This window comes from Phytobacter palmae, assembly GCF_039409775.1.
Lineage (GTDB): Bacteria > Pseudomonadota > Gammaproteobacteria > Enterobacterales > Enterobacteriaceae > Phytobacter > Phytobacter palmae.
The window spans coordinates 25531-44876 of sequence record NZ_JBCIVJ010000015.1; the positions used below are offsets into that span (position 1 = coordinate 25531).

The following is a 19346-nucleotide window of genomic DNA, read 5'->3' on the forward strand; positions in this document are numbered from 1 at the left end:
CACAGATTCAGAATTATATTTTATCGCTGCATAATCTTTCTGATTTTCTCTCCGCCATCAAGACTTCATCTAATATTATTCACTTTTTATGCAATTTAAGTGAATAGCGACATGTTTTAACCTATTGATATTTCGTTGTCAGACCGCGTTTATGCATTTTGATGGCTGGCTGGCACGGCCTGTGCAATATACATTTACAGCGTAAATACTCATATTTTTTAACATATATTCAACCAATTATTTACCGGATGAGGTCGCTATGTCGCAGTCAATTACACGTGAGAACTTTGATGAATGGATGATGCCTGTGTACGCGCCAGCGCCTTTCATTCCGGTCCGGGGCGAGGGGTCACGCCTTTGGGATCAGAACGATAAAGAGTACATCGACTTTGCCGGTGGCATTGCCGTTAACGCACTGGGCCACGCCCACCCGGCGTTATGCAAAGCGTTAAGCGAGCAGGCTTCGCGCTTCTGGCATACCGGAAACGGCTACACCAATGAACCGGTATTACGGCTGGCAAAACGCTTGATCGCCGCTACTTTTGCCGAAAAAGTTTTCTTCTGTAACTCCGGGGCGGAAGCTAATGAAGCGGCGCTGAAACTGGCGCGCAAATATGCCCACGATACCTTTGGTGGTAAGAAAACGGGCATTGTGGCGTTCAAAAACGCCTTCCATGGCCGCACGCTGTTTACCGTAAGCGCCGGCGGTCAGCCTGCCTATTCGCAGGATTTTGCCCCTCTGCCACCGGATATCGCGCATGCTCCGTACAACGATTTAGCGGCTGCCAGCGCGCTTATCAATGACGATACCTGTGCGGTGATTGTCGAGCCAATGCAGGGGGAGGGTGGCGTGGTGCCTGCCAGCACCGCGTTTTTACAGGGGTTGCGTGAACTGTGCGATCGCCATAATGCGCTGCTGATTTTCGATGAGGTGCAAACGGGCGTCGGGCGTACCGGCGAACTTTATGCCTATATGCACTATGGCGTAACGCCTGATGTGCTGACTACCGCCAAAGCGCTTGGCGGCGGTTTCCCGGTAGCGGCGATGCTGGCGCGGGAGAAATATGCCCGCGTCATGACCGTGGGCACCCACGGTACGACCTACGGCGGTAACCCGCTGGCCTCTGCGGTCGCCGGTGCGGTGCTGGATATTGTCAACACTCGCCAGACGCTGGATGGTGTAAAACAACGCCACCAGTGGTTTAACGAACAATTGCAGGCCATTAATGCCCGCAGCGGCCTGTTCCGTGAAATTCGTGGCCTGGGGTTATTGATTGGCTGCGAACTCAAAGCTGAGTTCGCCGGGAAAGCGAAACAGATTTCGCAACTGGCAGCCACAGAAGGCGTCATGGTGTTGATTGCCGGGGCAAACGTGGTGCGTTTCGCCCCGGCGCTCAATATCAGCGAAGATGAAGTCTCCCGCGGGCTGGCGCGCTTTGGTATCGCCTGCGACAAATTCATTGCGGGGTGCCCATCATGATGGTGATTCGTCCTGTTGAACATGACGACCTTCCGGCGCTGATGGCGCTGGCAGGAAAAACAGGCGGCGGGTTGACCTCGCTGCCTGCGGACGAAGCCACACTCTCTGCGCGTATCGAGCGAGCCCTGAAAACCTGGCGTGGGGAGCTGGCGAAAAGCGAGCAGGGGTACGTGTTTGTCCTTGAAGTGGTAGAGACTGGCGAAGCGGCCGGGATCTGCGCCATTGAGGTCGCCGTGGGGCTCAATGACCCCTGGTATAACTACCGCGTCGGCACGCTGGTGCATGCCTCAAAAGAGCTTAACGTTTATAACGCGCTACCCACACTGTTCCTCAGTAATGACCATACGGGTAGCAGTGAACTTTGCACCTTATTTCTCGATCCGGCCTGGCGCAAAGAGGGGAACGGGTATCTGCTTTCTAAATCGCGTTTTATGTTTATGGCCGCTTTCCGCGATCGCTTTAACGAAAAAGTGGTGGCCGAGATGCGTGGGGTCATCGACGAGACCGGTTATTCACCGTTCTGGGAGAGTCTTGGTAAGCGCTTCTTTTCAATGGAGTTCGCCCGTGCGGATTACCTGTGCGGCACAGGGCAGAAGGCGTTTATCGCCGAACTGATGCCTAAGCACCCCATCTACACCGATTTTCTCTCGCCCGAGGCACAAGCGGTGATTGGCCAGGTGCACCCGCAAACAGCGCCAGCCCGCGCGGTACTGGAGAAAGAGGGTTTTCGCTACTGTAACTACGTCGATATTTTCGACGGCGGGCCAACGCTGGAGTGCGACATTGACCGCGTTCGCGCGATCCGTAAAAGCCGTCTGGTGGATGTGGCCGAAGGCCAGCCTGCGCCGGGAGAATGGCCTGCCTGTATGGTGGCCAACGAGCAATATCATCAGTTCAGAGCCATGCTTATCTATGCCGACCCGGCAACGGAGCGGCTGGTACTGAGCGCTGCACAACTTGATGCACTCAAATGTAATCCGGGCGACAAAGTGCGCCTGGTACGCCTGTGCGCAGAGGATAAAAAATCATGAATCAATGGATTAATGGTGAGTGGATTGCGGGTCTGGGTACCCGACGCATCAAAACGAATCCGGTCAGTAACGAGACCCTCTGGCAGGGTAATGATGCCGATGCTTCTCAGGTTGGGCTGGCCTGTGAAGCCGCGCGGGCTGCGTTTCCGGCGTGGGCCAGGCTCACAATGACGCAGCGTCAGGTTGTTGTCGAAAAATTCGCCGCGCTGCTGGAAGCCAACAAAACCGCATTAGCTGAGATTATCGCACGTGAAACGGGTAAGCCGCGCTGGGAAGCGACCACTGAAATCACGGCAATGATCAATAAAGCCGCCATTTCGGTAAAAGCGTACCACGCGCGTACCGGCACGCAGCACACGGAGATGCCGGACGGGGCTGCAACATTGCGCCACCGTCCACATGGCGTACTGGCGGTCTTTGGCCCCTATAATTTCCCCGGTCATCTCCCCAACGGGCATATTATCCCGGCCTTGCTGGCGGGCAACACGCTGATTTTCAAACCCAGTGAACTGACGCCGTGGACCGGCGAGGCAGTAGTTAAACTCTGGGAGGAGGCGGGACTGCCGCCTGGCGTGCTGAACCTGATTCAGGGCGGACGGGAGACCGGCCAGGCGCTAAGTGCCCTTGAGGGGATTGATGGCCTGCTGTTTACCGGCAGCGCCAGTACCGGTTTTCAACTGCATCGTCAGCTGGCCGGGCAGCCGGAGAAGATCCTTGCCCTCGAAATGGGCGGCAACAATCCGCTGATTGTGGAAGACCCGGCGGATCTCGACGCCGCTGTGCATCTGACTATTCAGTCGGCGTTTATCACCGCCGGTCAGCGTTGTACTTGTGCGCGTCGTCTGCTGGTGAAACGGGGCGAGGCGGGAGATGCGTTTCTGCATCGTCTGGTGGAGGTCTCCTCGCGTCTGACGCCGGCGGCGTGGGATGCGCAGCCGCAGCCTTTCTTCGGTGGCCTGATTTCAGAGCAGGCGGCACAACATGTCTGGCAGGCCTGGCGGGACCACGTTGAACGTGGCGGCAAAACCTTGCTTGAACCGCACCTGCTGCAAGCCGGGACATCGCTGCTGACCCCCGGGATCATTGAGATGTCAGATGCGCAGAATGTACCGGATGAAGAGGTCTTTGGTCCGTTGCTCTGCGTCTGGCGTTATGACAACTTTGACGAAGCCATCGCGCTGGCCAACAACACCCGTTACGGGCTGGTCTGTGGTTTGATTTCACCGGATCGCGAACAGTTTGACGAGTTGCTTCTGCAAGCGCGTGCCGGGATCGTCAACTGGAATAAACCGCTCACCGGAGCCGCGAGTACCGCGCCATTTGGCGGTGTGGGCGCCTCAGGCAACCATCGCCCGAGCGCCTGGTATGCCGCCGATTATTGCGCCTGGCCTATGGCGAGTCTCGAATCGGCAGAACTGGTCCTGCCACAATCGCTCAGTCCGGGGCTGGATTTCACCCGGGAGACGATACGATGAAAGCGCGGGAAGTGAATTTTGATGGGCTGGTGGGCCTGACTCACCATTATGCCGGGCTGTCGTTCGGTAACGAGGCGTCGACGAAACATCGTCACCGGGTCTCTAACCCGAAGCTGGCGGCAAAGCAGGGGCTGTTAAAGATGAAAGCCCTTGCGGATGCCGGTTTTCCGCAGGCAGTGATCCCTCCGCAGGAGAGGCCAAATGTACAGGTCCTGCGCCAGCTTGGCTTTAGTGGAAGTGATGAGCAGGTGGTTGAGAAAGCCGCAGCCCATTCGCCTCACTTACTTTCTGCGGTCAGCTCGGCATCATCCATGTGGGTGGCGAACGCGGCCACGGTCTGCCCCTCTGCCGATGCGCTCGACGGGCGGGTGCATCTGACGGTGGCGAACCTGAATAATAAATTCCACCGTGCCATTGAAGCGCCGACTACCGAAGCTGTGCTAAAAGCCATCTTCCGTGATGAGCATAAGTTTGCCGTGCATCCGGCGTTACCGCAGGTAGCCATGCTGGGCGATGAGGGGGCGGCTAACCATAATCGTCTTGGTGGCGAGTACGGCGAGCAGGGGATTCAGTTGTTTGTTTATGGTCGCGAAGAGGGCGGTAACACAGCCCCCGGACGCTATCCTGCCCGCCAGACGCTGGAAGCCAGCCAGGCGGTCGCGCGGTTAAATCAGGTCTGCCCGCGACAGGTTATCTTCGCCCAGCAAAATCCCGCGGTAATCGATCAGGGCGTGTTCCATAATGATGTTATCGCGGTATCAAACCGGCAGGTGCTTTTTTGTCACGAGCAGGCGTTTTTGCATCAACAGGCGCTGTTTAGCCAGCTTCGCGCACGGGTGCCGGGATTTATGGCGCTGGAGGTTCCGGACGCCGAAGTATCCGTCAGCGATGCGGTGGAAACCTATCTGTTCAACAGTCAGTTGTTGAGCCGCGAAGACGGCAGCATGGTGCTCATCCTGCCCCAGGAATCCCGCGAACATCCGGGCGTCTGGCGCTATCTGACAACGTTGCTTGAGCAGGATAATCCCATCAGCGAAATCAAGGTGTTTGACCTGCGCGAAAGTATGTCCAACGGCGGCGGCCCGGCGTGTTTGCGGCTGCGCGTCGTGTTAACCGATGATGAGGCGCGTGCGGTAAATCCGGCAGTGATGATGAATGATGTGCTGTTCCGCGCACTAAATGACTGGATTGAGCGTTATTATCGTGACAGGTTAACGCAGGCCGATCTGGCCGATCCGATGCTATTACGGGAGAGCCGGGAAGCACTGGATACGTTGACCAAAATGTTGAGATTAGGTTCCGTTTATCCCTTCCAGCAGTGACAGGAGGCCGTATGGACAATTTTCTCGCAATGACGCTGTCAGGTGAAATGCCCCGCAGGATGGCGGGGGAGGCTGGTGCGATCCACTGGTTATGGCATGAGCAGGGCGTACTGGAGCTACTGCCCCCAAAGCCAGTAAAGCGCTCTCTGGTGCTATCGTGCGCTATTCACGGCAATGAAACCGCACCGGTGGAGATGCTGGATGGATTATTAAAACAGTTATTAAACGGGACGCTCGCGTTGAGCTGGCGCCTGCTGATCATCATCGGTAACCCCCAGGCGCTGGGGCAGAACAAACGTTTTCTGCGTGACGACCTGAACCGCATGTTTGGCGCTCGCTGGCAAGGTTTTCCGGCCAGTGATGAGACGATCCGCGCTGCGCAACTGGAACGGGCTGTCACCCATTTTTACGCTGAGGGCGACGAAGAGCGCTGGCACCTTGACCTGCATACGGCGATACGTGGTTCATATCATGTGCGTTTTGGCGTACTGCCTGCTCGTACGGAACCCTGGGATGAAATTTTCCTTAAGTGGCTGGGCGATGCCGGACTGGAAGCGTTAGTGTTTCATCAATCGCCGGCGGGAACCTTTACCCACTACACCTGTGAACAGTTCCAGGCCCATTCCTGTACGCTGGAGCTCGGTAAAGCGCTGCCGTTTGGTGAAAATGATCTGAGTCAGTTTGAGCGCACCCGCTGGGCGCTGGCGGCGTTGCTTGCTGGTGATGTGGTACCAGAAGCAGAAACCGTACCGTTGCGCTACCGCGTGGTGCAGCAGTTAACACGACGCAGTGAAGACTTTGTGCTTTATATGTCGGATGAGACGCTCAATTTTACTCCGTTTGCAGCGGGTACGCTGCTGGCGGAAGATCGGGGTGAGCGTTACGTTGTCCAGCGCGATCAGGAATATGTGCTCTTTCCTAACCCGAAAGTCGCTGTAGGGTTACGGGCGGGGCTGATGCTGGAACGCATCAGTTAGCGCAACAGCAATCAATAACAAAAACGCGCCCGGAGATAACGCCGGGCGCGTTTTTTATGGCGCAACACGCTTTTTGATGAGCGATCAGGCGTTAGCGCTCTGCGGAATATAATCGTCAGATTGCAGGAAATGGTTAATCAGGTAGACCATTGTCTGTCCGGAAAGGCCACGCATGCACTCATAGGTTTTGTCTTTTGGGCACCATTCAGCAAAAGACACCCCGTTTGTTTCTTTGGGATTCGTACTCACCAGTCTGCCGCATGGACCGTAAGCCGGGCAGGCAACATCAATGCCTAACGCATTCCAGCCCTGAACACCATTCCTGAAGGGTAAACGGTTTTTCGCCTCAATCTGCGAATAAATAGAAATGATGCCGATCGAGGTCATGCCTGCAAGTGCAACCGGACCGGAATCACAGGCGATCAAAAGCGCGCAATGGCGCATAAAATAGATTGTTTCCATAATGGAAAACGAATTCACTGCTGAAATGGCACGCGGGTTTGTGATGGTCATCAGATCGCGTTTATGGCTATTATTCTTGTCGCTGCCAATGACAACCACCTGCCATCCCGCATCGACCATATGGTCGGTTACGGTATTCCACCCCTCTTCTGTCCAGGTGCGATTTGGCGCGCCAACGTTCGGATGCACCAGCACGGTTTTGCCCGCATTAAGGTTATGCTCTTTAATGAAGGCGTCGACACGGGTTGTATCGAGATGACTTAAATCGATCTTCGGTTGTAAATCGCTTTCTCGCCACTGGCTGCCAAATTCATCCAGAAAGGCCAAAGACATATGTTTTGGCGCCAGAATCTGATCCCATTTATCGAGAATGTGAATCTTATCCTGCATGCCAACTTTTTCAATGAGCTTGCTTTTCCCTTCTGTAACGGAATTCATCGGCCAAAAGTAATCCACTGCCGGGCAGGCGGAGGCCATATCCTCAAACAGTTTATTCGCAATAAGCACAAATTTTTCTGTTGTTTGGGTTTTGAGCGCAGTTAATGCGCCCAGTGCAAAAACAACGTCACCCATTGAGGCGGCACAACGAAAAATGCGCAGATTATCGGGAGATAAAAGTGCATCGTTGTCGACAAGTTCCAGACTTTTGCTATTTGCAAAACAGGCGAATTTACCAGTGAGTTGTTCTAAAGGCGTCTCTTCCATGCGCGGCAATGTCAAAATAACTTCATTCCCGTTCATCAAAAACATTTCAGTACATAATTCCCCAACCATCTTTCTGGGCAGGACATTACATCTGTCAAGAAAGACCAGAGGAATAGTATTTGGCAGATGCAAAACCTGTAAATCGTGCGGGTAAGTTATGCCTTTTCTGCCACCCCACACGAGAAGTTTATTAACATGACTATTGTCCGGGTTTGAACGGAATTCGCTAATCAGATTCTCGATATTCGCCTGGCAATCACGGATAGAGTAATCATTTTTAAAGATGATCAATAGGGTGTTGTTATCGACAAACGCGCGTGCAGTTTCAATTTCAGGGAAGTTGAAAAGTACAGTTTTAACATTTGGGTCGGTTTCTAATGGTGATATAGATAACCCATGTTCAGTAAGCAGGGTTTTGTCGCACGAATAATATTTAGTGTCGTAAATCTTCCCAAATGAGTAAGTGACGACAGGATTCCATCCTCTGCTTGAAATAAGATTGTCTTTTTTAGTGAATATTTTATCTTGCAAATGTTGAGCATACGTAGCGATTGCACTTTGACGTTGCGCAGCAGGCAATGCCAGTAATGTATTACGCGTTATGATAGATAAAGGATCATCCTCATAAACTCTTAAATGTGTTTTATTCCTCGGATGACGCGATTTGCTCAGGATTGTGCCAATATCTTCCGCATGTCCGGTGCCGAAATGAAGGTAAATCGAAGGAATTGATTTTTGACTAATACCATGCAAGATGTCTTTTACGACATCAGGGAAGTTCGCATAGGTGATATTGATAATGGTGACATTGCTTTTTTCTTTAAATTCGTCCTTGTAATCTAATGCCTGTCGTAATATAAAAGTGTGCGAACTGGTATCGCTAATTTTTTCGGCAAGATCGGTTGCCTGCATGCTAAACGCAGACGGGCTAGTTTCGATGTAAAAATGGAACTTCATCTTCTCAATTCCTCAATGAGCTATCCATAGCCTAACTGATCTATTATCTATTTTATTAAAATTTAAGGGTAGCATGCCCGGCCATCTTCTAACTGAGGATTAGACCCGTTTTTGCTATCTTATTAGGGCAATTGCACTTCACGATTTTAGAATGTGATATCGATTTATCTCATTGAAAATTAATATTATTTTTGTGGAATTTCATCAACTACCGTTGCGATGAACAGCCGCGCTTTTGGAGGAATCTCTCCCTGCTGCGTTGAGTCATGCGTAGAGTAATGTATCGATATTAAAATCCTGTTGTCATGGAGCAAAAGGAGCCCGCGCCAGCGTATTTATCATGTTCCCGTCCTCGGCTGGCAGTGCGCAGGCAATTCTATACTTTAAACTGAGCACTAAAGTAGCGTCTTATCCTGACGTAAGTTGCCGCTGCAGCTGTTATCGTAGACTATTGCTCTGGGAGGTAGGGTGTAGTCGGGTTAAATATTGAGTGAAATACCACGTCTCATACGGCTGCACGGATATTGAACGATTAAAACCTGGTTTTGTGAGGACGCATGATTATTAAAAGCCTTGTTCATTCATCAAAATGCAAAGTCTGTGAAAGCGATGCTCATTTGTGTGGGGTCGTTGACTTTAATACTTCATGTGATAGTAAGTTACCTGATCATGCTGTCTTACCATTGACCGGGATACCAATTTATTATCATCGCTGCGAGAATTGTGGACTGCTCTATACTCATGCATTTGATGACTGGGAATTCGACGATTTTAAAAAATACATTTACAATGATGATTATATAAAACACGATCCTGACTTCCTTGGTGTCCGCCCACGAAATAATGCAGAATTGGTTATGTCTAATTTCAAACCAATACTGAAATGGAATGTACTCGACTATGGTGGTGGCGATGGTCAGCTTGCAAACTTACTCTGTGAGCAGGGTGTAAAAGCAGTTGGCTGGGATCCGTTTCATCTAAATTTAGAATTGCCGCAGGGCAAGTTTGAATTAATTACCTCTTTTGAAGTGTTCGAGCATACGCCGACGCCTGTTGCAACGCTCTTAAGGCTTTCAGTTTTCTGGAAGAAAGAGGGGCAATTTTCTTTTCTACATTAGTCAGCGATTCGATGACTAATGAAGGAACCAATAGCTGGTATGTTGCGCCCCGAAATGGCCATGTGACAATTCATACTAAAAAATCGCTTTCAATTCTTTTTGCAAAAGTTGGCATGGAAGTATTTAGTTTTAGCGATAGTGTACATATAGCTTATTTCCCAACGCCAGAAGACGCTTAAGAATAAATCCTGGCCTCGTCATCATTTCGATGTGAGGCTTTTCTTGCCCAGCCAAAGGCAGTGAATGGTCAGCGGACCCGGATTACAGGTCCGCATGATCTGACTACAGAGTGCCACATGCCAGCTAAGCCTGACCCGATTAGGTGGGTTTTAAATCTATATACAGATTATTCTTGTTGCATTGGCTTGTTATTTTCTACTCTCGTTATATAATCTCCATCATTACCTGCGAAACTGCCTGCTAGTATATTTCTTTTTCCACTCTTCATCGTTTATTCATATTTTCTCCACAATTGATGTAAAAATGTTTTTTACACTTTCATTGTTTTACTGATGCTCTGATTTATTGACGAAGAAAAGGCTAAAGTGAATATCGTCAACACGGCATCCGCCGCAAGAAAACATGAATAGTAAGGAATTATATTATGCGTAAACTCACCGCTCTGTTTGTTGCCTCTACCCTGGCTCTTGGCGCTGCTAACCTGGCGCATGCTGCCGATACCACCACTGCACCGGCTGATGGTAGCCCGGTGATGCACCATAAAGGCCCGCGCGGACCTCATCATGACATGATGTTCAAAGGCCTGAACCTGACGGATGCGCAGAAACAGCAGATCCGTGATATCAGGAAAGGCGAGTACGAGCAGATGCAGCAGGAACGCCGCGAAATGCACAGCATTATTGCCAGTGACACCTTCGACAAAGCGAAAGCGGAAGCGCAAATCGCGAAGATGGACGAGCAGCGTAAAGCGCATATGCTGGCACACCTGGAAACGCAGAACAAAATCTACAATGTTCTGACCCCGGAGCAGAAAAAACAGTTTAATGCCAATTTTGAGAAGCGTCTGACAGAACGTCCGGCGCCAGAAGGTAAAATGCCTCAACCTGCTGAATAATGATTCAGCAACCCCTATCAAGACCGCCGGTCTTGCTCATAGCACGTGTTTACGTTGTGGGCAGGACTGGCGGTTTTTCTTTCCCGCCCCCTTGTCTGCCGCCTGTATCAGGGTATCCTCAACCTGCTTGTTTTTGACAGAAAATTTACGTGTATCATTACGTTAATTTTTTACATGCTGGCAACAGCATCGCTAAGGCATCCTGCTTTGCTGCCGATAATCTTTTTATGGCAGGATGGATGATAATGACACGCTGCCTTTAGAAGCAGCGGCGCGGCATTTCCATGCTGTGCCATTCAGGAGTGATGATGGAATTCTTTGATATCCGCAAAATGCCGGTAAATCTCTGGCGTAATGGGGCAGGTGAAACCCGAGAAATTTGCTGTTTTCCGGAGGCGACGAGGGATTTCAGTTGGCGGGCAAGCATCGCTTCGCTGGCCAGTAACGGTGAGTTTCCGCAATTTCCCGGGGTTGATCGTGTCATTACGCTTATTGAAGGCGGTGAAGTCACCCTGGATGGCGGTCATGAATTCTGTCATACGCTGAAAAAATTCCAGCCTTTTACCTTTGCCGGAGAACAACCGGTGAAAGTTCAACTTCATGATGGTCAGATGTCGATGGATTTCAATATCATGACTCGTCGCGATCACTGCCGCGCAAAAGTGCGTATTGCAGACCGGACGTTTACCACATTTGGTACCCGGGGGGGCGTTATCTTTGTGCTGAGTGGCGCATGGCAACTTGGCGATAAGCTGCTTACCGCCGATCAGGGCGCCTTCTGGAGTGAAGGTCGCCAGACATTGCGCTTGTTAAAATCAGAAGGTCAGTTGCTCTTTAGTGAAATCACCTGGCTTGCGGGTCACTGAGGAAATTCGCTAATCAGATACTCCCCTGAGAGCAATGGCTTGCAGAGTATTTTATAGCCATCGTGATCAAACCCAGCGGGCGTGCGGAGCAATTCTGCCGCCTCATCTAAATGGTTGACTGCCCCAAGCCACAGCCAGTTGTGGATGATATGGTATTGCGTCATCGTTTCCCCAACCTCCTGTAAACTAATCGGCCCATTCCAGGGCCAACACACCAGACGCATACGTTCCATGGCAGCCAGAAAACGACCATCGTGTTCGGCAACTGTTTCTTTACCGCAACAGGCGCCTGCGCACCGGCGTAACGCTGAACGGAAACAGCCGCGACCGCGGGTTAAAGACTCCAGGCCAAGCAGGCCATAGCAGAGCTTTTCGTCATCGGCGATGGACTGCAATGTTTGTAGTGCGGCGCGACGATTGGCAAACAGGCCGTACAATCCGCCTTCTGAGGAAAAATCCACTTCGCGGGCGTACACCACCTGTGGCTTATCGCCTTTGACTGATAACGAACAAAGCTGACGGTTACGGCGCAAGCGTTTATTAAAAAGAGGTTGTTGTTCTTTAATCAGGCGCGCTTCAAGCAACAGGGCGCCGAGCTCACCTGCGGTACATATCCAGGTGATGCGCCGTGATTGCCGGAGCATCGCGGCTTCGTCGGGTGTACGCAGATGGGAAAGAACCCGGCTTCGGATATTCACGCTTTTACCGATGTACAGCGGCATCGCATCACTGTCGCCATGGAAAAAGTAGACGCCTGGCTGCTTTGGCAGAGCTTCAAGCCATGGACGTAAATGTTCAGGATATTCATAAATAGCCGCCGCTTCAAATTCAAGACGCGGGGCGGATTGACGCCTGTTCACTGCTGACTCCTGATACTGTCTGGATATCCAGTGTAGCAGGCTGCGGCGGGTGAAAAAAGAGGCGACTTACGCCGCCTCTGAGATTTATTACTTTTTCCAGAAATCGTCGAAAACGGTAATCGGCGGACGGCGTTTATGCTCCGTCTTCAGATACCAGCCTTCGATAATCTGGGCTGTACCAGCGTCCAGCGTTTTGCCTTCCAGGTAATCATCAATGTTTTCGTAGGTAACGCCGAGTGCCGCTTCATCGGGCAGAGAAGGGCGATCGTCTTCCAGATCTGCGGTAGGCGCTTTCTTGTAGAGGTGTTCCGGGCAGCCCAGGAAAGCCAGCAACTGTTTACCCTGACGCTTGTTGAGACGGAAAATTGGGTTGATGTCGGTACCGCCATCACCGTATTTGGTGAAGAAACCGGTAACGGCTTCTGCCGCATGGTCAGTACCTACTACTACGCCTTTTGTCATCCCGGCGATGCTGTACTGAGCTTTCATGCGCTCACGGGCCTTTTCATTGCCCCGAATAAAGTCGCTCAGCTCAATTCCCGCCTCGCGCAGCGCCTGTTCACTGGCCAGCACGGCTCCCTTGATATTAACGGTCAGCACGCGATCCGGTTTGATAAAATCAATGGCATCCTGGCAATCCTGTTCATCTGCCTGTATGCCATAGGGCAAGCGTACGGCGATAAACTGGTAACTGGCATCCCCGCTTTCCTGACGTAGCTCGGAGATGGCGGTCTGGCAAAGCTTCCCGGCGAGCGTTGAATCCTGGCCGCCGCTTATCCCCAGTATCAGGGAGCGTAAAAAAGGATAGGTTTGCAGATAGGACTTAAGAAAATCTACGCTACGGCGAACTTCTTCTTCGGCATTGATAGTTGGCTTGACGCCCAGCGCCTGAATAATTTCTTGTTGCAGAGTCATTTAACCCCTCCGTCATGTGGCCTGCTATGCAGGTAGCAAATAGGTGATGAAGCCAAATTAACCCTTTGACGGTAAAACGACAAGGATCACGCATTTGAGTGTCGTAAAATACGCCGTTTTTGCAGGCATTCGTAGTTTTATTAGAATTTTCCGAAAGTTATCCCAGCCATTCTGTATAGTTGAAAAATGCAATTTTATATTCCAGGCTTAGATAACACGCTGATACACAAGCGGATAAACAAGAGGATGGAATATGAACAAGAACATCGCAGGAATTCTGGGTGCAGCGGCGGTACTGACTATGCTGGCAGGGTGTACAGCTTATGATCGTGCTAAAGATCAGGTGAGCCAGCCGGTGGTAAAAGATGTGAAAAAAGGGATGACGCGCCAGCAGGTTATGCAGGTTGCTGGTCGTCCCTCTTCCGAAGTGACCATGATCCATGCGCGTGGCACTTGCCAGACCTATATCCTGGGTCAACGTAACGGTAAAACTGAAACCTATTTCGTCGCGCTGGATGAGACGGGTCACGTGATGAACTCCGGTTACCAGACTTGTGCTGAGTATGATACCGATCCACAAGCACCTAAGCAGTAACCTTTAATTCCCTTTGCCTGAGCAGATCTAAAACCGGCCTGATGGCCGGTTTTTTTATGTCTGGATCTTTTTTAACGAAGCGAATTATTTGACCGGAATGTGAAGGGAATCATGATGCCTGGTCAATGAGAGACAATTTTGGTTTGTTGTGAATTATCCCCTTATAAGACACCAACGTATACTCAATACAACATCAAAACAGATAACACGGCGTCTCGCCATACGGCGTAATCACGCGTTCCTGCGATGATAAACGTCGCTCAAGGGAGGTTTTATGGATAAGAAAGTCATCTATTTGTTCTGCTCTGCGGGCATGTCCACCTCGTTGCTGGTGTCGAAAATGCGTGCGCAGGCAGAAAAGTACAATGTGCCAGTGATTATCGATGCCTTTCCGGAAACGCTGGCAGCAGAGAAAGGTCCGCAGGCGGATGTCGTCCTGTTAGGTCCGCAAATTGCGTATATGCTGCCCGAAATCCAGCGCATCTTACCCGATAAGCCAGTAGAAGTTATTGATTCACTGCTCTATGGCAAAGTCGATGGTTTAGCTGTTCTTAAAAGTGCTATTGCTGCCATTAAAAAAGCAGCGCTTTAATTTTTATATTTTTCCCGTCAAAGAGTAATTTCACACATTCATGCCGCAATCAATGTTGCGGCACTTAAGGGCTTATTTGTATGAGTAAAGCGATCAATTATCTGGAAAAGATACTGCTACCGTTCGCGGTGAAAATAGGCAAGCAACCACATGTCAACGCGATTAAAAATGGTTTTATTAAATTAATGCCATTAACGCTCGCAGGGGCCATGTTTGTTTTAATAAATAATGTTTTTCTTAGTTTTGGCGAAGGGTCTTTTTTTTACTCGCTTGGCATTCGACTGGATGCGTCAACAATTGATTCCCTGAATGGCCTTAAAGCCATCGGCGGTAATGTCTATAACGGTACGTTGGGCATTATGTCGCTGATGGCACCTTTTTTTATTGGTATGGCTCTGGCAGAGGAACGCAAAGTTGATCCCCTCGCGGCGGGGTTGTTGGCCGTTGCGGCGTTTATGACGGTAACCCCATATAGCGTGGGAGAAGCCTATGCGGTAGATGCTAACTGGCTCGGTGGCTCAAACATCATTTCCGGCATGCTGATTGGGCTTATTGTCGCGGAAATGTTCGCCTTCGTCGTTCGGCGTAACTGGGTGATCAAATTACCTGATAGCGTACCCGCCTCGGTTGCTCGTTCTTTTTCGGCGCTGATTCCGGGTTTTGTGATCCTCTCGGTCATGGGGATTATCGCCTGGGGACTGGCGGGCGTCGGAACCACCTTCCACCAGATCATTATGGACTCCATCTCCAGACCGCTGGCGGCAATGGGCGGCGTAGTAGGTTGGGCATACGTCATTTTTACCTCGCTACTGTGGTTCTTTGGCGTCCATGGTTCACTGGCTCTGGCCGCGCTGGACAGCGGGATTATGACGCCATGGGCGCTGGAAAACGTGGCGCTTTATACCGAATATGGCTCCGTTGATGCGGCGCTGGCCGCGGGGAAAACCTTCCATGCATGGGCAAAACCGGTTCTCGATTCCTACATCTTCCTGGGCGGCACCGGGGCGACGCTGGGGTTAATCATTGCCATCTTTATTGCGTCTCGCCGCGCCGATCACCGTCAGGTGGCGAAGCTGGCGCTGCCTTCCGGGATTTTCCAGATTAACGAACCCATGATGTTCGGTCTGCCGATTATCATGAACCCGTTGATGTTCATTCCGTTTATCCTGGTTCAACCTGTACTGGCCGCCATTACTATGACAGCCTACTACATGGGGATCATCCCGCCTGTCACCAATATCGCACCATGGACTATGCCCACAGGGCTGGGTGCCTTCTTCAATACCAACGGCAGTATCGCGGCCGTGTTGCTGGCGCTGTTCAACCTTGGTGTGGCGACACTGCTCTATCTGCCGTTCGTCGTAATATCGAATAAAGCGCAGAACACTATTGAAGCCGAAGAGAGCGAGGAAGATATCGCTCAGGCGCTGAAATTTTAAGGAAAATCGCCGCGGTCGGTGTACCGCCGCGGCTACAGACGAGGAGTCATCATGCTGGATTTAGATAACCTGCCGGAAACCGATGCCGCTACCGATACTCTGGAAGAGGTCGTCATGGGGCTTATTATCAACGCGGGGCAGGCGCGAAGCCTGGCGTACAGTGCGTTAAAACAAGCCAAACTCGGCAATTTTGAGATGGCAAAAACGCTGATGACGCAATCCCATGCCGCCCTTCATGAGGCGCATCGCGTCCAGACGCAGCTCATTGAAAGTGATGAGGGGCAGGGTAAAATGAAAGTGAGCCTCGTGCTGGTTCACGCCCAGGATCATCTGATGACAGCCATGCTGGCGCGTGAGCTTATTAGCGAGCTGATTGAACTGCACGAAAAAATGTGACGATAAGGAGAAGCCCGCGATGCAGCCTGAGGTAAACGCGACGGACGCGAGAATTGTCAGAGAGCAGCAGCTTTTTAACGGCCGGCCTTTCCACGTGTTTATCTACAACAAAGTTGAGAGTATCAGCGGGCTGCATCAGCATGATTACTATGAATTTACGCTTGTTCTGACCGGGCGTTACTATCAGGTGATCAACGGGAAACGGGTGTTGCTGGAACGAGGCGATTTTGTCTTTATCCCCGTCGGTTCGACCCACCAGAGCTTCTATGAATTTGGTGCGACGCGGATTCTTAATGTGGGGATCAGCAAACAGTTTTTTGAAACCCATTATCTTTCACTGGTGCCGTTTTGTTTCGTTGCCTCGCAGAGTTATCGCATTAAAGCCACGTTTCTGGCATACATTGAATCAGTCATTGCGTCACTCAATTTTCGTGATAGTGAACTCGATGAGTTTATTGAAAATGTAACCTTCCATGTTATCAATCGCCTGCGTCATTACCGGGAGCAGCAGGAGGAAGATTGCATTCCTCAATGGTTGAAAATGACCGTTGAGGGGATGCACGACAAACATCGTTTTGGTGAGCATGCGCTGGAAAATATGGTCGCCCTGTCCGGGAAATCTCAGGAATATTTAACCAGGGCAACGCAGCGTTATTATCATAAAACACCGCTGCAAATTATTAATGAAATTCGGATTAATTTTGCCCGCAAGCAACTTGAGATTTCGAATTTCTCTATTAATGATATTGCATGGGAGGCAGGCTACAGTAGCCCCAGCTTATTTATTAAAACGTTTAAAAGATTAACCTCATTTACACCGGGTAGTTACCGTAAACAACTGACAAATATTTCCTGACTGGCGGGGTTCTGCCCCGTTAACAAATATCATCATTTATAATTATCGCACTGCGGTAATGACACGGCTTGTCTTAACATCAGGCCAGAGGGAGAAAATATGACGACGAAACTGAAAATTGTCACCATCGGCGGTGGCAGCAGTTATACCCCGGAATTACTGGAAGGATTTATTCTTCGCTACCACGAATTACCTGTCAGTGAATTATGGCTGGTAGATGTGGAAGAGGGGAAACATAAGCTGGATATCATTTATGACCTTTGCTGTCGCATGGTGGAAAAAGCAGGAATTCCCTTAAAGATATTTAAAACCCTTGATCGACGTGAAGCGCTGCGCGATGCGGATTTTGTCACCACACAATTTCGTATCGGCCAGCTCAAAGCACGGGAACTTGATGAGCGCATTCCCTTAAGTCACGGTTATCTTGGTCAGGAGACCAATGGCGCCGGTGGCTTGTTCAAAGGGTTGCGCACTATCCCGGTTATTTTCGATATTCTTCGTGATGTGGAAGAACTCTGTCCCCAGGCATGGGTGATCAATTTCACCAACCCGGCCGGTATGGTGACAGAAGCGGTGTATCGCCATACCAACTTCCGTCGCTTTATTGGCGTATGTAATGTCCCCGTCGGCATGAAAATGTTTGTCCGTGATGTTCTGCAACTCGCCGCGACGGACACGCTATCTCTCGATTTATTTGGTCTAAACCATCTGGTCTTTATCAAAGATGTGCTGGTGAATGGTGAGTCGCGTTTTGCCGAGTTGATGGATGGGGTGGCTTGCGGACGGCTGGCGAAATCATCGGTGAAGAATATCTTTGATTTACCCTTCTCTGAGGGGTTGCTGCGTTCGCTCAATCTACTGCCATGTTCATATCTGCAATATTATTTCAAATCCAAAGAGATGCTGGGCATTGAAATGGGGGAATACTACAAGGGGGGGACGCGTGCTCAGGTTGTTCAGGAGGTGGAAAAAAACCTCTTTGAAATGTACAAAGATCCGACACTCAATGTGAAGCCGAAAGCGCTGGAGATGCGTGGCGGGGCCTATTATTCCGATGCCGCTTGTGAAGTGATCAATGCGATTTTTAATGATAAGCAGACGGAACATTATGTGAATGTGCCGCACCGGGGAAGCGTGGAAAATATTCCTGCGCAGTGGGCAGTAGAAATGACCTGTCTGCTGGGGCGCGATGGAGCAACGCCGCATCCACGGATAAGACACTTTGACGACAAGGTTCTTGGGCTGATTTATACCATTAAGGGCTTTGAGATTGCTGCAAGCAACGCGGCACTGAGCGGTGAATTGAATGATATTTTACTGGCGCTCAATCTTAACCCTTTGATTCACTCCGATAAAGATGCGGAAAAACTGGCCCGCGATATGCTGCTGGCCAATCAGCAATGGTTACCGCGTTTTGCTGCAACAATAGCATCCTTCAACCAGTGAGGGGGTTATGCAAAGACTCTTAATCGTCAATGCGGATGACTTTGGCTTAAGCCGTGGGCAGAACTACGGCATTGTCGAAGCCTGCCGCAACGGTGTCGTCACATCCACGACTGCGCTGGTGAATGGGGCCGCTGTCGAACATGCCGTTGCTTTGCGCACTCAGGTTCCGGAGCTGGCCGTAGGGCTGCATTTTACCCTGACGCTGGGAAAACCCGTGGGAAATACGCCATCACTGACGCGAGAGGGGCAACTGGGAAAGTGGGTCTGGGATATGGCTGCGCAAGGTTCTTTGCCGCTGGATGAGATTGCCGATGAGCTGGCCTGCCAGTACTCGCGCTTCATCGCGCTGTTTGGTGAGCCACCGTCACATATCGACAGTCATCATCATGTGCATATGATCGGCGCCATTTTCCCGCTGGTTGCGGCGTTTGCACGCGAAAAAGACATCCCATTGCGTGTCGATCGTGATGATGCGCAGCGCCAGGGAATTGAAGCCAACGAGGTACGCAGCACAAGCGGTTTTTCCAGCGACTTTTATGGCGATGCGATATCAACGTCGCTATTTATGTCGATTCTTGATGCCGGCTTGCAGCGTGGTGACAGTTCGCTGGAAATCATGACTCATCCGGCATTTGTCGATAAGACGCTTATGGCCAGCAAATACTGTTATCCACGCTTAGACGAGCTGGATGTGCTGACGCAGCCATCGTTGAAAGAGGCGATTGCCGAACGAGCCTTCAGGCCAGGTACCTTTCGGGATCTGTAAGTCACGCACCGCG

The 19346-nt window shown here is 50.8% G+C and carries 18 protein-coding genes; 15 read left to right on the forward strand and 3 right to left on the reverse strand.

Annotated features, from left to right (window positions below; all coding sequences use genetic code 11):
• Nucleotides 1-259 precede the first annotated feature (259 nt).
• Genes astC through astE form a run of 5 tightly spaced genes read left to right on the forward strand, consistent with a single transcriptional unit; the run spans nt 260 to nt 6285 of the window.
• Entirely contained in the window at nt 260-1480 is a 1221-nt protein-coding gene (astC, locus tag AAIG39_RS17670; RefSeq protein ID WP_343194393.1) for a succinylornithine/acetylornithine transaminase, read from the forward strand.
• Nucleotides 1477-2511 (forward strand): arginine N-succinyltransferase, encoded by a 1035-nt coding sequence (astA, locus tag AAIG39_RS17675; protein WP_343194394.1) that lies wholly within the window; start codon nt 1477-1479, stop codon nt 2509-2511. Before astC ends, astA begins: the two co-directional genes overlap by 4 nt.
• Nucleotides 2508-3986 (forward strand): succinylglutamate-semialdehyde dehydrogenase, encoded by a 1479-nt coding sequence (gene astD, locus AAIG39_RS17680; RefSeq protein ID WP_343194395.1) that lies wholly within the window; start codon nt 2508-2510, stop codon nt 3984-3986. Before astA ends, astD begins: the two co-directional genes overlap by 4 nt.
• On the forward strand, nt 3983-5308 hold the full coding sequence (astB, locus tag AAIG39_RS17685) for an N-succinylarginine dihydrolase (protein WP_343194396.1): 1326 nt from the start codon (nt 3983-3985) through the stop codon (nt 5306-5308). Before astD ends, astB begins: the two co-directional genes overlap by 4 nt.
• Before the next feature lie 11 nt (nt 5309-5319).
• Nucleotides 5320-6285: a succinylglutamate desuccinylase gene (gene astE / locus AAIG39_RS17690; RefSeq protein WP_343194397.1), complete on the forward strand. Its 966-nt coding sequence runs from the start codon at nt 5320-5322 to the stop codon at nt 6283-6285.
• 84 nt (nt 6286-6369) lie between these two features.
• Here the strand turns inward: astE and AAIG39_RS17695 are convergent, their stop codons facing one another.
• Complete coding sequence (locus AAIG39_RS17695; protein ID WP_343194398.1) at nt 6370-8409, reverse strand: glycosyltransferase family 9 protein; 2040 nt, start codon at nt 8407-8409, stop codon at nt 6370-6372.
• A gap of 557 nt (nt 8410-8966) precedes the next feature.
• Between AAIG39_RS17695 and AAIG39_RS17700 the strand changes: the two genes are divergently transcribed.
• The 3 genes from AAIG39_RS17700 to ves all read left to right on the forward strand — a co-directional run bounded on the left by AAIG39_RS17700 (nt 8967) and on the right by ves (nt 11468).
• A complete protein-coding gene (locus tag AAIG39_RS17700; RefSeq protein WP_343194399.1) occupies nt 8967-9527 on the forward strand; it encodes a class I SAM-dependent methyltransferase in 561 nt (186 codons plus the stop codon).
• A 604-nt stretch (nt 9528-10131) separates the two neighbouring features.
• Nucleotides 10132-10602, forward strand: coding sequence for an ATP-independent periplasmic protein-refolding chaperone Spy (spy, locus tag AAIG39_RS17705; RefSeq protein WP_090086520.1), 471 nt, complete (start codon nt 10132-10134; stop codon nt 10600-10602).
• 308 nt (nt 10603-10910) lie between these two features.
• Complete coding sequence (gene ves / locus AAIG39_RS17710; protein ID WP_090086522.1) at nt 10911-11468, forward strand: environmental stress-induced protein Ves; 558 nt, start codon at nt 10911-10913, stop codon at nt 11466-11468.
• Here ves and cho read toward each other — a convergent pair.
• A complete protein-coding gene (gene cho, locus AAIG39_RS17715; protein ID WP_090086523.1) occupies nt 11462-12328 on the reverse strand; it encodes an excinuclease Cho in 867 nt (288 codons plus the stop codon). The genes ves and cho overlap by 7 nt on opposite strands.
• 87 nt (nt 12329-12415) lie before the next feature.
• Entirely contained in the window at nt 12416-13243 is an 828-nt protein-coding gene (gene nadE / locus AAIG39_RS17720; protein ID WP_090086525.1) for an ammonia-dependent NAD(+) synthetase, read from the reverse strand.
• Between the two features lie 253 nt (nt 13244-13496).
• On the opposite strand from nadE, the gene osmE reads away from it, so the two are divergent.
• From osmE to chbG, 7 genes are all read left to right on the forward strand, one after another.
• Nucleotides 13497-13838 carry an osmotically-inducible lipoprotein OsmE gene (gene osmE / locus AAIG39_RS17725; protein WP_041851625.1) on the forward strand — a complete coding sequence of 114 codons (342 nt, stop codon included), beginning with the start codon at nt 13497-13499 and terminating at the stop codon, nt 13836-13838.
• A 274-nt stretch (nt 13839-14112) separates the two neighbouring features.
• Nucleotides 14113-14430, forward strand: a complete 318-nt coding sequence (locus AAIG39_RS17730) for a PTS sugar transporter subunit IIB (protein ID WP_343194400.1) — start codon at nt 14113-14115, stop codon at nt 14428-14430.
• 80 nt (nt 14431-14510) lie between these two features.
• Nucleotides 14511-15869 (forward strand): PTS N,N'-diacetylchitobiose transporter subunit IIC, encoded by a 1359-nt coding sequence (chbC, locus tag AAIG39_RS17735; RefSeq protein WP_343194401.1) that lies wholly within the window; start codon nt 14511-14513, stop codon nt 15867-15869.
• 51 nt (nt 15870-15920) lie between these two features.
• Nucleotides 15921-16265 (forward strand): PTS N,N'-diacetylchitobiose transporter subunit IIA, encoded by a 345-nt coding sequence (gene chbA / locus AAIG39_RS17740; protein ID WP_090086531.1) that lies wholly within the window; start codon nt 15921-15923, stop codon nt 16263-16265.
• A gap of 19 nt (nt 16266-16284) precedes the next feature.
• Nucleotides 16285-17121: a transcriptional regulator ChbR gene (chbR, locus tag AAIG39_RS17745; protein ID WP_090086533.1), complete on the forward strand. Its 837-nt coding sequence runs from the start codon at nt 16285-16287 to the stop codon at nt 17119-17121.
• A gap of 99 nt (nt 17122-17220) precedes the next feature.
• A complete protein-coding gene (locus tag AAIG39_RS17750; protein WP_343194402.1) occupies nt 17221-18567 on the forward strand; it encodes a 6-phospho-beta-glucosidase in 1347 nt (448 codons plus the stop codon).
• Between the two features lie 7 nt (nt 18568-18574).
• Entirely contained in the window at nt 18575-19333 is a 759-nt protein-coding gene (gene chbG / locus AAIG39_RS17755) for a chitin disaccharide deacetylase (protein ID WP_343194403.1), read from the forward strand.
• The last annotated feature ends 13 nt before the right edge of the window (nt 19334-19346 follow it).

Bases quoted from the DNA above. Each gene is read 5' to 3' on its own strand.
- astC (WP_343194393.1), top strand. From the start codon at position 260: ATGTCGCAGTCAATTACACGTGAGAACTTTGATGAATGGATGATGCCT.
- astA (WP_343194394.1), top strand. From the start codon at position 1,477: ATGATGGTGATTCGTCCTGTTGAACATGACGACCTTCCGGCGCTGATG.
- astD (WP_343194395.1), top strand. From the start codon at position 2,508: ATGAATCAATGGATTAATGGTGAGTGGATTGCGGGTCTGGGTACCCGA.
- astB (WP_343194396.1), top strand. From the start codon at position 3,983: ATGAAAGCGCGGGAAGTGAATTTTGATGGGCTGGTGGGCCTGACTCAC.
- astE (WP_343194397.1), top strand. From the start codon at position 5,320: ATGGACAATTTTCTCGCAATGACGCTGTCAGGTGAAATGCCCCGCAGG.
- AAIG39_RS17695 (WP_343194398.1), bottom strand. From the start codon at position 8,409: ATGAAGTTCCATTTTTACATCGAAACTAGCCCGTCTGCGTTTAGCATG.
- AAIG39_RS17700 (WP_343194399.1), top strand. From the start codon at position 8,967: ATGATTATTAAAAGCCTTGTTCATTCATCAAAATGCAAAGTCTGTGAA.
- spy (WP_090086520.1), top strand. From the start codon at position 10,132: ATGCGTAAACTCACCGCTCTGTTTGTTGCCTCTACCCTGGCTCTTGGC.
- ves (WP_090086522.1), top strand. From the start codon at position 10,911: ATGGAATTCTTTGATATCCGCAAAATGCCGGTAAATCTCTGGCGTAAT.
- nadE (WP_090086525.1), bottom strand. From the start codon at position 13,243: ATGACTCTGCAACAAGAAATTATTCAGGCGCTGGGCGTCAAGCCAACT.
- osmE (WP_041851625.1), top strand. From the start codon at position 13,497: ATGAACAAGAACATCGCAGGAATTCTGGGTGCAGCGGCGGTACTGACT.
- AAIG39_RS17730 (WP_343194400.1), top strand. From the start codon at position 14,113: ATGGATAAGAAAGTCATCTATTTGTTCTGCTCTGCGGGCATGTCCACC.
- chbC (WP_343194401.1), top strand. From the start codon at position 14,511: ATGAGTAAAGCGATCAATTATCTGGAAAAGATACTGCTACCGTTCGCG.
- chbA (WP_090086531.1), top strand. From the start codon at position 15,921: ATGCTGGATTTAGATAACCTGCCGGAAACCGATGCCGCTACCGATACT.
- chbR (WP_090086533.1), top strand. From the start codon at position 16,285: ATGCAGCCTGAGGTAAACGCGACGGACGCGAGAATTGTCAGAGAGCAG.
- AAIG39_RS17750 (WP_343194402.1), top strand. From the start codon at position 17,221: ATGACGACGAAACTGAAAATTGTCACCATCGGCGGTGGCAGCAGTTAT.
- chbG (WP_343194403.1), top strand. From the start codon at position 18,575: ATGCAAAGACTCTTAATCGTCAATGCGGATGACTTTGGCTTAAGCCGT.